Source organism: Serratia sp. S4, assembly GCF_000347995.1.
GTDB classification, from domain to species: Bacteria; Pseudomonadota; Gammaproteobacteria; order Enterobacterales; family Enterobacteriaceae; genus Serratia; species Serratia quinivorans.
Genome location: NZ_KB661120.1, coordinates 2,678,010 through 2,691,298, shown reverse-complemented (window position 1 = coordinate 2,691,298; position 13,289 = coordinate 2,678,010). Strand labels below are relative to the sequence as shown.

At 54.9% G+C, this 13,289-nt stretch carries 9 protein-coding genes; 7 read left to right on the top strand and 2 right to left on the bottom strand.

Going from position 1 to position 13,289, the window contains the following annotated elements; translation table 11 throughout:
* Window positions 1–44: 44 nt before the first annotated feature.
* From SERS4_RS0113350 to SERS4_RS0113335, 4 genes are all read left to right on the top strand, one after another.
* Window positions 45–1,199, top strand: a complete 1,155-nt coding sequence (locus tag SERS4_RS0113350) for an efflux RND transporter periplasmic adaptor subunit (RefSeq protein WP_017892880.1) — start codon at window positions 45–47, stop codon at window positions 1,197–1,199.
* A 2-nt stretch (window positions 1,200–1,201) separates the two neighbouring features.
* Complete coding sequence (locus SERS4_RS0113345) at window positions 1,202–4,357, top strand: efflux RND transporter permease subunit (RefSeq protein WP_017892879.1); 3,156 nt, start codon at window positions 1,202–1,204, stop codon at window positions 4,355–4,357.
* Between the two features lies 1 nt (window position 4,358).
* Window positions 4,359–5,813: an efflux transporter outer membrane subunit gene (locus SERS4_RS0113340; protein WP_017892878.1), complete on the top strand. Its 1,455-nt coding sequence runs from the start codon at window positions 4,359–4,361 to the stop codon at window positions 5,811–5,813.
* Window positions 5,814–5,995: 182 nt separating this feature from the next.
* Window positions 5,996–6,373, top strand: coding sequence for a DUF1493 family protein (locus SERS4_RS0113335; RefSeq protein ID WP_012145204.1), 378 nt, complete (start codon window positions 5,996–5,998; stop codon window positions 6,371–6,373).
* Window positions 6,374–6,458: 85 nt separating this feature from the next.
* Here SERS4_RS0113335 and SERS4_RS0113330 read toward each other — a convergent pair whose 3' ends face one another.
* Complete coding sequence (locus tag SERS4_RS0113330; RefSeq protein ID WP_017892877.1) at window positions 6,459–7,028, bottom strand: DJ-1/PfpI family protein; 570 nt, start codon at window positions 7,026–7,028, stop codon at window positions 6,459–6,461.
* 215 nt (window positions 7,029–7,243) lie between these two features.
* On the opposite strand from SERS4_RS0113330, the gene SERS4_RS0113325 reads away from it, so the two are divergent.
* Window positions 7,244–8,782, top strand: coding sequence for a long-chain fatty acid--CoA ligase (locus SERS4_RS0113325; protein ID WP_017892876.1), 1,539 nt, complete (start codon window positions 7,244–7,246; stop codon window positions 8,780–8,782).
* Between the two features lie 56 nt (window positions 8,783–8,838).
* Here the strand turns inward: SERS4_RS0113325 and SERS4_RS0113320 are convergent, their stop codons facing one another.
* Window positions 8,839–10,113, bottom strand: a complete 1,275-nt coding sequence (locus SERS4_RS0113320; protein ID WP_017892875.1) for a Glu/Leu/Phe/Val dehydrogenase — start codon at window positions 10,111–10,113, stop codon at window positions 8,839–8,841.
* Window positions 10,114–10,732: 619 nt separating this feature from the next.
* On the opposite strand from SERS4_RS0113320, the gene SERS4_RS0113315 reads away from it, so the two are divergent.
* Both SERS4_RS0113315 and SERS4_RS0113310 read left to right on the top strand, forming a co-directional pair.
* Window positions 10,733–12,190: an amino acid permease gene (locus tag SERS4_RS0113315; protein WP_017892874.1), complete on the top strand. Its 1,458-nt coding sequence runs from the start codon at window positions 10,733–10,735 to the stop codon at window positions 12,188–12,190.
* A 125-nt stretch (window positions 12,191–12,315) separates the two neighbouring features.
* The gene (locus SERS4_RS0113310) at window positions 12,316–13,281 is read left to right on the top strand and encodes a helix-turn-helix domain-containing GNAT family N-acetyltransferase (protein ID WP_017892873.1); all 966 of its coding nucleotides are present in this window, start codon (window positions 12,316–12,318) and stop codon (window positions 13,279–13,281) included.
* The last annotated feature ends 8 nt before the right edge of the window (window positions 13,282–13,289 follow it).

Below are 13,289 nucleotides of genomic sequence, written 5' to 3'. Positions count from 1 at the left end.
TTCTATATATTGAGAATAAACGTTCTCAATAGGATGAAAAGTCGATGCAAAGGAACAAGGTTTTACTGGTCAGCCTGTCGCTGTGGTTGTCTGCCTGTGATGGTCAGAGCGGCAGTATGCCGCCCGGAGTCGGTGGTTCGCCGGAGGTTGGCGTGGCAACGTTGCGCAGTCAACCGGTCACCTTGAGCAGTGACCTGACGGGCCGGGTCAATGCCACCATGACCTCGGATGTTCGTCCGCAGGTGGAAGGCATTATCAAGGCTCGCCTGTTTACCGAAGGGGCGGAGGTCAAAGCCGGACAGGTGCTGTATCAAATCGATCCCGTGACCTACCAGGCCAGTTACGATCAGGCCGCCGCGCAGTTGAAAAGCGCCCAGGCCACGGTGAAGTCCAGCCGTTTGAAGGCGCAGCGTTATGCCGCACTGGTGAAGGAGAATGGCGTCTCCAAACAGGATGCGGATGATGCGATGGCAACCTATCTGGAAGCCGTAGCCGCCGTCGCGCAGTATCAGGCGGCGCTGGAAACCACCAAAATCAATCTTGCCTATACTCAGGTACGCGCACCGATTTCCGGCCGTATTGGTATTTCTTCGGTCACGCCGGGTGCGCTGGTGACCGCCAGCCAAACCGATGCGCTGGCAACCATTCGCACGCTCGATCCTGTTTATGTCGATCTCACCCAGTCCAGCAGTCAACTGCTCAAATTGCGCAAGCAGCAGGCTTCACTACAACGTGACGATGTCACGCCGGTAGCGATCAAACTCGAAGACGGCACGCCCTATACCCACCTCGGCAAGCTGGAACTGACAGAAGTGTCGGTGGATGAATCTACCGGCTCTGTCACGCTGCGTGCCGTGTTCCCTAACCCCGAGCACGAATTGCTACCGGGCATGTATGTCCATGCCACCCTGGACAACGGGGTCGATCCCAAAGGCATTTTGGCACCGCAACAGGGCATTACCCGCAATGCCAGGGGCGAGGCGACCGCGTTGGTGGTTAACGCGCAAAACAAAGTGGAACAACGCACCGTCACCACCGGACAGGTTATCGGCAGCAGTTGGCTGGTCAACAAAGGGCTGAATGCAGGTGACCGACTGATCGTCGAAGGCACCAGTAAGGTGGCCGTCGGCGTTGAGGTCAAGGCCGTTGAAGTGCAACAGCAGGCGAATAAGGCTGCGACTAACGGCGGGGATCAATAACCATGGCGCAGTTCTTTATTCGGCGGCCGGTGTTTGCCTGGGTGATTGCGATCATCATCATGCTGTGTGGCCTGATGTCGATCAATTCGCTCCCCATCTCGCAATATCCGGACGTCTCCCCACCGCAGATTTCCATTTCCGCCACCTACCCGGGGGCCGATGCGGAAACTCTGGAAAACAGCGTTACCCAGGTGATTGAGCAGCAGCTTACCGGCCTGGACGGACTGCTTTATTTTTCAGCGACCAGCAGCTCCGACGGTTCGGTGAGCATTAACGTGACCTTTGATCAGGGCACGGATCCGGATATCGCTCAGGTGCAGGTGCAAAACAAGGTACAGCAGGCGGAAAGTCGACTGCCGGCAGAGGTGACCGCTCAAGGGGTCACGGTCAAGAAATCCCAGAGCAGTTTTTTGCTGATCGTCGGGCTGTATGATGAAACCGACAAGGCCAGCATGGCGGATATTTCCGACTATCTGGTGAGCAACATTCAGGATCCGCTGTCGCGCATAGACGGCGTCGGTGATGTGCAGGTATTCGGGTCTGAATACGCGATGCGCATCTGGCTTAACCCGACCAAACTGGCGTCTTTTTCGCTGATGCCGTCCGATGTGGAAACGGCGATTGAGGCGCAAAACACCCAGGTTTCTGCCGGTAAGGTCGGCGATTTGCCTTCCGGTGCCGATCAGCAACTGACCGCCACGGTGAAGGCGCAGTCGCGGCTGCAAACGCCGGAGCAGTTCCGCAATATTATCCTGAAAAGCGACAGCAGCGGGGCGTTGGTGCGCCTGGGCGATGTGGCGCGGGTTGAGCTGGGCAACGAGGATTACTCCTCCAGCGCCCGCTTGAATGGCCACCCGGCCTCGGGGATTGCCGTCAAGCTGGCCGCCGGGGCCAATGCGCTCAATACTGCCAAACTGGTCAAGGCCAAGGTGGCGGAATACCAAACCTCAATGCCGCATGGCTACAAGGTGGCCTATCCGAAAGACAGCACCGACTTTATTAATATCTCGATCGAAGAGGTGGTGAAAACCCTGATCGAGGCGGTGGTATTGGTGGTGATCGTGATGTTTGTCTTCCTGCAGAACTTGCGTACCACGCTGATCCCGACCATTACCGTGCCGGTGGTGCTGTTGGGCACCTTCGGTGTACTCGCCGCCTTCGGCTATTCAATCAACACCCTGACGTTGTTTGGCATGGTGCTGGCTATCGGACTCTTGGTGGATGACGCCATCGTGGTGGTGGAGAACGTCGAACGCGTGATGCGGGAAGAGAAACTGCCGCCGCGCGAGGCAACCGAAAAATCGATGAAGGAAATCACCGGCGCGCTGGTTGGCATTGCCATGGTGCTGTCGGCGGTCTTCCTGCCGATGGCGTTTTTCGGCGGTTCCACCGGGGTGATCTACCGCCAGTTCTCGGTCACTATTGTGGCTTCCATGGTGTTGTCGGTGATCCTGGCGTTGACCCTGGCTCCGGCACTGTGCGCCACCTTGCTGAAACCTGCGCATGAGGAACTGACCAACAAGGGCCTGCTGGGCAAATTTAACCGCGGCTATAACCGCCTGCAGGAGAAATATGCCGATAAGGTCGGCAGGGTGATCCACAGCCCAATGCGCTATCTGCTGCTGTACGGCCTGCTGTTGATTGCCGCTGCCGTGATGTATATGCGTTTGCCGACCGGCTTTCTGCCCAATGAAGATCAGGGGGTGGTGATGGTGCAGTATACGCTGCCTGCCGGTGCCACCAATGCCCGTACCTCGGCGGTCAGTGACGAAGTAAAAGATTATTTCCTCAACGATGAGAAGGCCAACGTCAGTACCATTTTCACCATTAACGGCTTTGGTTTCAGCGGCAGTGGCCAAAACGCCGGTATGGCCTTCGTCAGCCTGAAAGACTGGAGTTTACGCTCCGGCAGTGCCAATACCGCTGATGCGATTGCCAAGCGTGCGATGGCGCACTTTGCCAAGATCCGCGATGCCCAGGTGTTCTCGATGAGCCCTCCGGCGATTGACGGTTTTGGCCAGTCTGACGGTTTCACCTTCGAATTGCAGGCCAAAGGCGCAACGACCCGTGCAGAGTTGCAGGTGATGCGTGACCAGATAATTGCGGCGGCGGCGAAAAATCCCAGCCTGAGCGCGGTTCGCGCCAACACTCTGCCGGATACCCCACAGCTGCAGGTGGAGATCGACAATGACAAACTGCAGGCGTTGGGGCTGAGTAATAGCGACGTCAGCAGCACGCTTACCAGCGCCTTCGGCAGCACCTATATCAACGACTTTATCGACCGCAACCGGGTGAAAAAAGTCTATATGCAGGGTGACGTCGAGTACCGTTCAAAACCGGAAGATCTCGAAAAATGGTTTGTCCGTGGGACTTCCAGCAGCGGTACCACCAGCATGACGCCGTTCTCGGCCTTTGCCTCTTCCCACTGGATTTACGGGCCGGAAAACCTGTCGCGCTACAACGGTCTGTCGTCGTTTGAGATCACCGGTGAAGGCGCGCCCGGGACCAGTTCCGGTACGGCAATGGATGAGATGGCAAAGCTGGCGGCGAAGTTCTCTTCCGCCAGCAGCTTTTCCTGGAGCGGTCTGTCTTATCAGGAACGCTTGACCAGCGGACAGGCTGGGTCCCTGTATGCCATTTCACTGGTGGTGGTGTTCCTGTGCCTGGCCGCACTGTATGAGAGCTGGTCAATTCCGTTCGCGGTGATGATGGTGGTGCCGATGGGCGTGGTCGGGTCGCTGTTGGCGATCACTCTGCGTGGGCTGGAAAACGATATTTACTTCCAGGTGGCGCTGTTGACCATCATTGGGCTGTCGGCCAAGAACGCCATTTTGATCGTCGAATTCGCCGAAGAGAAATACCTGCGGGGCGAAACCTTGCTCGCCGCGGCGGTCGAGGCATCCCGCATGCGTCTGCGCCCGATTCTGATGACCTCCCTGGCGTTTAGCGCCGGCGTGTTGCCGCTGGCGGTGTCCAGCGGTGCCGGGGCCAACAGCCGCATCGCCATCGGTACCGGGATCATTGGCGGCACCATCACGGCAACGTTACTGGCGATCTTCTTTGTTCCGTTGTTCTACGTCTTGGTGCGCCGGATGTTTTCACGCAAAACCGTCGTCGCCAAACCGCTGGAAAACACTGCGCCGCAGGCAGGAGAATAATGTGTTGCAACGTTTAATCACTCTGACATTTCCGCTGTTACTGGCGGGGTGTATCTCGCTGGATCCGAACTACCAGCGCCCAGCGGCACCGGTTCCCACCACCATGCCACAGGGGGCGGCTTATACTGCGCCTTCCGGTAAATTATCACTGAGCTACCCGGATATTCCGTGGCGTGACTATGTGGTCGACGCCAAACTGCGGCAGGTGGTAGAGATGGGGCTGAGCAGCAGTCGAGATCTGCGTGAAGCCATTGCCAATATTGAATCGGCGCGGGCGCTCTACGGCGAGCAGCGCTCCGATTTGTTCCCGACCATTAACGCCGGTATGGACGGCAGCCGTGGGCGGGCACTAACCGGTAACGGTAACGCCACCGCGATTAGCCAGAGCTACGAAGCCACGGCCGGCACCAGTGCATTTGAGCTGGATTTGTTCGGCAAGAACCGTAGCCTGTCACGATCGACCTTTGAAACCTATCTGGCAGAGTCGGAGGCGGCCAAAAGCACTCGCCTGACGTTGATCGCCGATATCGTCACCGACTGGGTGAACGTGGCCGCCGAACGCAGCAACCTGAATGCGGCCAAAAGCACCATGGAAAGCGCCAAATTGTCACTGGCCGTGACGCGCAAAAACCAGCAAAACGGCATTCTGTCGATGGTTGATGTCGCTACGGCGGACACGGTGTATCAGCAGGCTCGCTCGGACGTGGCCAGCTACACCACCAGCGCCGCACAGGCGAAAAATGCGCTGGATCTGGTGGTGGGGCAAACTGTACCTGAGAACCTGTTGCCGACGGATATCGCAGCATTGTCCGGCATAATGAAAGATATTCCGGCGAATCTGTCATCCCAGGTGCTGCTGAACCGTCCGGACGTGCTGGAGGCTGAGCATAACCTGAAGGCGGCCAACGCCAATATCGGTTCCGCTCGCGCGGCGTTTTTCCCGTCTATCAGTCTGACGGCCAGTGGCGGTATAGGCAGTGGGGAATTGTCATCACTGTTCAGCAAGGGGGCTGGCGTCTGGTCATTTGCACCGAGTATCAGCCTGCCGATCTTCACCGGCGGCTATAACACCGCCCAGTTGAATTACACCAGGGCGCAGAAAGACCTGTACGTTGCCACCTACGAGAAAGCGGTGCAGACGGCATTCCAGGAAACCGCCGATGCCCTGGCGCGTAAGGGCACTATTCAGGAACAGTTAGCGGCGCAAACCGGCTATGTGGCGGCTTCACAGGAATATTACCGCCTGGCAGAGCTGCGTTATCGCCACGGGGTGGATACCTATCTGACGATGCTTGACGCGCAGCGTACCTTGTATAGCGCTCGTCAGTCGTTGATTTCCACCCAGCAAACCGAATACCAAAACCTGATCACGCTGTATAAAGTGCTGGGCGGGGGTATTAGCGCAGAGAAGCAGAGCGATGGCGTTATTGCCAATAATGTCTCCCTGACCCAATAAGATTTACTGCAAGCAACCATGCTAATACGCAGGATGCCGACAACATTCTGCGTATTTTTATATTCACTCTGTGATGAAAGTGTAAAGAAAAGGAAAATCACTTTGTCATGCAGAACTCGTTACCTTAAGAAAGGTCTGAATATTATCGCATCATTCTCGCGGCCAAATAGTTTGAGGTTGAAATGGAAAGTGATATTCAGCAGCAGGTGATTTCAGTGGTCGACCGTTATAACACGCCGGGCCTGCTCAAAAGGGGCATAGACGTGACTCTCAATACCGAAATAAACAAAGAGCTAAACCTGTCTTTACCTATGTCGGAGACGCTGATGCATGGTTACTTCGACGCCTTCCGAATAGACAGCAGTAATTACAACCATGAGCTGTATTTTCGTCAGGAGTCTAAATCAGTGTCATTATTTTCCCCATCATCCCGACGTGGTAATCATTGGGATCTTGAGATGGAAAGGATCCGCCCCTTGTATGTTTATATGCTGGTGCGATCCGCCCGGGCAAAACGTTGGCTCTATGACATTCACTTTCTGATTGAGCAATTAAAGTAACCTCGAATTGTTGGCGGAATAATTAACCCACGAACAGTTAAAGTAAAATATTGGCCCGCGCTGGGTTGCGGGCCTTTTCATTGCGTTATTCCGCCAGCAGTTCGGCAAATTTCGCCAACCATTGTGGATGTGCCGGCCAGGCCGGGGCGGTCACCAGGTTGCCATCAACATGGGCCTGATCGATGCCGATATCGGCAAAGTGTCCGCCAGCCAACTGCACTTCTGGCGCGCAGGCCGGGTAGGCGCTACAGGTTCTGCCTTTCAACACGCCGGCGGCGGCCAGCAGCTGCGGACCATGGCAAACGGCGGCAATGGGCTTGCGTGCGGCGTCAAAGGCCTGCACCAGCTTGATGACCTGCGGGTTCAGTCGCAGATACTCGGGCGCTCGGCCACCGGGGATCAACAGGGCGTCGTAGTCTGCTTCTTTGGCTGCCGAAAAATCGGCGTTCAGGGTGAAACGATGACCCGGTTTCTCACTGTAGGTTTGCGCACCGTCAAAATCATGGATCGCCGTCATGATGTAGTCGCCTATGGCCTTATCGGGGCACACGGCATCCACCTGATGACCTATCATTTGTAACGCCTGAAACGGCACCATGGTTTCATAATCTTCGGCGTAATCGCCAACCAGCATCAGGATCTTTTTCTTGCTCATCAGGGGCTCTCCGGGAGGGGAAATGATCCCTAACATATAGCCTATCAGGCAGCGGAGCGCGAACCTTTACACTGGTATGACCTCGTCTATACTGATTACTGCCGTGGTTTTTTTTCGCCGCAGGCTGTTCAGGGAGAGCAACCTCAGCGAGGTCGCGCAGTATCTCAGTCGATGACTCACCGGGCATGCCCGGTCTCTGCTTTCGAGAAAACCTCATGCTAAATTTGGCTACATTGCTTGAAGAGAGTGCGCGTTCGTTTCCGGATCGTCTGGCGTTGGTGCAGGAGGATATTCAGTTTAGCTACGCCACGTTGAATCAAAGGGCCAATCAGATCGCTAATTTGCTGATTGCCCGGGGAGTGCAGCCCGGTGAAAGGGTGGCGCTGGCTTGCCCGAACAGTTGGGAGTTTCCCGCTATTTACTATGGCATCCTCAAAACCGGTGCGGTGGTCGTCCCTTTGAACACCTTGTTAAAAGCGGGGGAGTTTGAATATTACCTGCAGGATTCGCAGGCGGTAGTGTTCTTCTGCTTTGAGGGCGGCAATGGATTAACGTTGGGGGAAGAAGCTCGACGCGCGTTTGAAACCGCAGAACATTGCCGTGATTTTATTATTATCGGCGATAGCCTTCCGCTGGCGGGTGACCGTTTCAGTCAGGCGATCGGTAGCCAGTCCACCGATTTTGACAGCGTCAGCACGGTGGAATCCGACACCGCCGTGATCCTCTACACCAGCGGCACCACCGGCCGTGCCAAGGGAGCGGAGCTGACCCATTCCAATCTGGTGCTGAATGCGCTGGGTTCGGTACAGTTGTTCAATAGTTCGTTAGAAAATCCCGATCGCCATTTGGTGACGTTGCCGCTATTCCATACCTTTGGTTCCACCGTGCAGATGAACGCCGGTTTTGCCCTGGCGGCGACGTTGGTCATGGTGCCGCGTTTCGATGCGAAGCAGGCCATTGCACTGATGCAAAAGCACGCCATCACCTTTTTTGCCGGTGTCCCCACCATGTACTGGGCATTACTGAACGCGCTGGATGATACGGCGGATCTTGCCCTGTTACGTAAAAACCTGCGCATGGCGGTCTCCGGCGGTGCCAGTTTGCCGGTGCAAATTATTGAAGATTTTGCCCAGCGTTTCGGGGTGAATATTCTGGAAGGCTATGGCTTATCGGAAACCAGCCCGGTCGCGACCTTTAACCATCCGGGGCGGATCAATAAAGTGGGTTCTATTGGCCAGCCGATTTGGGGGATTGAAGTCCGTCTGGTTGACGTCACCGGTAAAACGCTGACGGAGATAGATCAGGTTGGCGAGATTGCGGTGCGTGGCCACAACGTGATGAAGGGCTACCTTAACCGCCCGGAAGCCACGGCCGAGGTGCTGGAAAAGGGCTGGTTCAGAACCGGTGACCTGGCACGCCGTGATGCCGATGGCTTCTATTTTATCGTCGACCGGTCGAAAGATGTAATTATCCGCGGCGGATTTAACGTCTACCCACGAGAAGTTGAAGAACTGATGATCCGCCATCCGGCCGTATCATTGGTGGCCGTGATTGGCGTACCGCATCCGTCACTCGGTGAAGAGATTAAAGCGGTGGTGGTGCTGAAGGATTTGGACGAACCGGTGAGTGAAGAACAGCTGATCGCCTGGACCAAAGAACGGCTGGCGGCGTTTAAATACCCACGCGTCGTTGAGTTTGTCGAACGGTTACCGATGACCAGTACCGGCAAGGTGATGAAACGACTGCTGCGTTAAAGGGGATCGCTTTGAAATAATCCCGGCCTGCAGAGCAAGCCGGGAGAGATAACGCATTAACCTGGGTAAATGCCACGCTCTTTACGTGCGGTCAGGATACGCTCACAGGCGACGATATAAGCCGCTGTGCGCAGGCTGCACTCTTTCTCTTCGGACTTGTTCCAAACGTGAATCATGGCGTCGGTCATGATCTTGTCCATACGCTCGTTGATTTCGCTTTCGCTCCAGAAGTAGCTGGCCATGTCCTGCACCCATTCGAAGTAGCTGACCGTTACGCCGCCGGCGTTACAGATAACGTCAGGTACCACGGTGATGTTGCGTGAACGCAGCACGTCGTCCGCATCTGGGTAGGTTGGGCCGTTAGCGCCTTCCAGAACCAGTTTGGCGCTGAGGATTTCTGCACGTTGACGGGTAATCTGACCTTCCAGTGCGGCTGGGATCAGGATATCCATGTCTACGGACCAGAAAGCTTCGCTTTCGATTTCGCTGGCGCCAGGGAAGCCGGCGATTTGCTTGTTCTTGGCCTGCCATTCGGTCAGTGCAGTCAAATCGATGCCGTTGGCGTTGAACAGGGTAGCGGAGTGGTCCTGAATCACCACTACGCGCGCGCCGATACCAACAAACAGGCGGGCGGCTTCGCTGCCCACGTTACCAAAGCCCTGAACCGCAACCTTGGCACCTTCGATTTGCACGCCCAGACGTTTCGCCACTTCACAGCCGGTAACGAATACACCGCGACCGGTGGCTTTCTCACGACCCAGAGAGCCGCCCAGGTGAATAGGTTTGCCGGTAACCACGCCGGTGATGGTAGTGCCGTGGTTCATGGAGTAGGTATCCATCATCCAGGCCATGACTTTGGAGTTGGTGCCGACGTCCGGTGCCGGGATATCTTTCTGTGGCCCGATGATAAAACCGATTTCGCTGGTGTAGCGACGGGTCAATCTTTCCAGCTCGCCTTCAGACAGTTTGAAAGGATCGACGCGGATCCCCCCCTTGGCGCCACCGTAGGGCAGGTTGACTGCCGCACATTTGATGGTCATCCAGGCTGACAGCGCCATGACTTCATCGAGATCAACGTCCGGGTGATAACGGATGCCGCCTTTACCCGGGCCGCGCGACAGGTTGTGCTGAACGCGGAAGCCTTCGAAATGGCGGATTGAACCGTCGTCCATCTGCAGTGGGATATCAACGATCAGCGCACGCTTCGGGTGACGCAGGGTATCAACCCAACGCGACAGATCACCCAGGTAAGGTGCAACGCGGTCGATTTGTTGCAGATAGGTGGCCCAGGCCGTTGTGCTGCTTTCTGAAGCGTAGGATAGCTTTTCCATAACCAACCTTTTTTATATAGAGGTGTTTATTTTGTTTAACCGTGGTTTACCAAGTGCATAACACTTTTGCGACGCCAAATTTACCATTAAAAGCGCGGCTTGTTAGCCCCCCCTTGATGGCCTGCGGGGCGGTTTCCAGCGGGTTTTTCGGTGCAAAAATGAATAGTTAATTACTTTTTCAGGAGGGGTTAGCTGACCACGCATATTTTATGCATAAAAAGTGCATAAAATGCGTTTTTATCTATTTTTCAGAACCTTGAATGTGATCAAAAAGTTTCATTTTATTTAAGTGTCGTGTTGACAATGCCGTTTCCTGACGCCAGAGTTAAATTCATGTTAAATCTGTGTTGGTCGCATGTTTTTCTTGAACGGGAATGATAATAACTCACTGATATAAAGCCATTTATCCTCCATGCTCATGCTTCGCATGCTAAATGTGAGCTGGCACTCGGTTCGAACAGTCGTTTTCTGAGTCGTACAGATATTTACTTCCCTTTAACAAAAGGGCAGGCAGCGTTTGGCCTGAATTTCTTTTTTGCCGGTAGAACGCCAACGGCGTTTCACTCCTGCTGCAGCGGTAAAAGCTGCTTAATCGCCTTAATGACGGACAGGTAACACCATGACAAAAAGTAAGCAACATCGGTTGAATACCCTTTCAACCGAGGGGCACGACTGCGCCCAAACATTGCAACGAGGTCTGAGCGAACGCCATATTCAGCTTATTTCCATCGGCGGTGCCATTGGCACCGGGTTGTTTATGGGCTCGGGCAAAACCATCGCGCTTTCCGGCACTTCCATTGTTTTAACCTACGTCATTGTCGGTTTCTTTATGTTTATGGTGATGCGGGCGATGGGCGAATTATTGCTGACCAAGCTCGACTATCGCTCATTTGCCGATTTCGTCTCTGAATACCTGGGGCCCAAAGCCAGTTTTTTTCTCGGTTGGTCTTACTGGCTGAGTTGGGTGGTGACCTGCATTGCCGATGTGGTGGTCTGCGGGGGTTACGTGCAGTACTGGTACCCGGAAGTTTCGCCCTGGCTGCCGGCCTTGCTGACACTGGGGCTACTGTGCCTGTTCAATATGCTGTCGGTGAAGATGTTTGGTGAAGCCGAGTTTTGGTTTGCCATCATTAAAGTGATTGCCATTATCGCGCTGATCCTGACCGGTGCCTGGATGGTATTTATTGGCTGGACCTCGCCGGATGGGGTTAAAGCCTCGGTGAGTAATATCACCGACCCTAATATCTTTATGCCACACGGCATATTCGGCTTTTTTGCCGGCTTCCAGATTGCCATATTCTCCTGTACCGGCATTGAGCTGCTGGGCACCATGTCGGCCGAGACCAAAAATCCGCAGAAAGTACTGCCCAAAGCGATCAACGTGATCCCGGTACGCATCATCATTTTCTATGTGTTTTCGATGCTGGCGATTATCGCCGTGACCTCATGGAGCCACGTTTCGCCGGACAGCAGCCCGTTCGTTATGCTGTTCGACCAGGCTGGTTTGCCTGCGGCAGCCGCGGTGATTAACTTTGTCGCCTTGACCTCCGCCATGTCTTCGGCCAACAGCGGGGTTTATTCCAGCACCCGCATGCTGTATGGCCTGTCGATGGAGAAACACGCGCACGGGCAGTTCAAAATACTGTCACGTACCACCGCTATTCCAATCCGCAGCCTGATGTTCTCCTGCTTCTGTATGGTGGTGGGTACCATGCTGTTGATCCTGATGCCGAACGTGATGACGCTGTTTACCATTGTTTCTACCGTGGCGGCGATACTGGTGGTTTACAGCTGGGGCATGATCCTGGTGGCCTATCTGGTTTATCGTAAGCAACGGCCCGAATTGCATGAGCGTTCTACCTTCAAGATGCCGGGCGGGGTGATCATGACCTGGCTGACGTTGGCGTTTTTCGCTTTCACGCTGGTGCTGATGGTATTTGACCGGGATACGCTGATAGCGCTGTGCAGTATGCCGCTGTGGTTTATCGCCCTGGCGATAGTTTGGCGCTTCAGAATCAAAAATAGCCTGGCCCGGGAAGGCTATGTGTATTACCAGGCTGGTCAAGAGGCTGAGTAGGTTCAGCGATAAAAAAAAAGGCGAGGGCGCCCCCTAAGAAGCCCTCGCCAAAACTCCAATGATTGTTTTAATTTCTGAATGGTTCCGATATAGTTGCTTCATACAACCATATCGGAGTCGCCATCATGCCAACCCCCCAACCGAACCCGTATTTACAACCGATCCGGGATGCGTCACGCCATCTGGTGCGTGAGCTGGGCTTTATGGGCAATACCCTTGCCGGCACAGATTTACCGCCGTCGGCGGTACACGCGTTGATTGAAATCGGCGATCGCCATGTCGATACAGCGGCGGAGCTTTGCAGCGTGCTCAACCTGGAAAAATCCAGCGTTAGTCGCATGCTTAACAAACTGATCAAAACCGGAGAATTGGTGACTTTGCCCAGTGAGCGCGATGCCAGGGAAAAAATCCTGCGGTTAACGGATAAAGGGCGGCAAACTCTTGCTGGGATTAACCGTTTTGCCGAGCATCAGGTTCTTAATGCGCTGGATAAACTGCCACCTGACGCCAGCGCAGGCATTGCCGGTGGCCTGCAGAATTATGCTGCGGCGTTACGCGCTCACCGTTTGGGAGAAGCGTCGCTCTCAGCGCCAGCAATCGAGATTGTCAGCGGTTATCTGCCTGGGTTTACCGGTAGAACGCTGGAAATGCACATGCAATATTATTCGCGCACGGTGGGGTTTGGTGCCTTCTTTGAAGCTGCCGTCGGTACAGCGCTGGCCGATCTGGCCGGGCGGCTGTCGCATCCGCTAAACCAGACCTGGTCTGCATTGAGCGATGGCCGCATTGTCGGATCGGTTTCAATTGATGGGGAAACCCTGGGGGAAAATCGCGCCCACCTGCGTACCTTTATCATCGATGACAGTGTGCGCGGCAGCGGCGTAGGCCGCCAATTGCTGAACCGGGCGGTCAGTTTTTGCGATGAACAGGGCTTTGATGAAACCCATTTGTGGACTTTCAAAGGGCTGGATGCGGCCCGGCATCTGTATGAAAGCGTCGGTTTCACGCTGGCAGAAGAGCAGCCGGGCACACAATGGGGTCAATTGATGACCGAACAGCTATTTATTCGCCCTCAAATTGCCCGAGGTTGACGTATTTG

Coding starts and splice junctions, on each gene's coding strand:
- SERS4_RS0113350 (WP_017892880.1), top strand. CDS start 45: ATGCAAAGGAACAAGGTTTTACTGGTCAGCCTGTCGCTGTGGTTGTCT.
- SERS4_RS0113345 (WP_017892879.1), top strand. CDS start 1,202: ATGGCGCAGTTCTTTATTCGGCGGCCGGTGTTTGCCTGGGTGATTGCG.
- SERS4_RS0113335 (WP_012145204.1), top strand. CDS start 5,996: ATGGAAAGTGATATTCAGCAGCAGGTGATTTCAGTGGTCGACCGTTAT.
- SERS4_RS0113330 (WP_017892877.1), bottom strand. CDS start 7,028: ATGAGCAAGAAAAAGATCCTGATGCTGGTTGGCGATTACGCCGAAGAT.
- SERS4_RS0113325 (WP_017892876.1), top strand. CDS start 7,244: ATGCTAAATTTGGCTACATTGCTTGAAGAGAGTGCGCGTTCGTTTCCG.
- SERS4_RS0113320 (WP_017892875.1), bottom strand. CDS start 10,113: ATGGAAAAGCTATCCTACGCTTCAGAAAGCAGCACAACGGCCTGGGCC.
- SERS4_RS0113315 (WP_017892874.1), top strand. CDS start 10,733: ATGACAAAAAGTAAGCAACATCGGTTGAATACCCTTTCAACCGAGGGG.
- SERS4_RS0113310 (WP_017892873.1), top strand. CDS start 12,316: ATGCCAACCCCCCAACCGAACCCGTATTTACAACCGATCCGGGATGCG.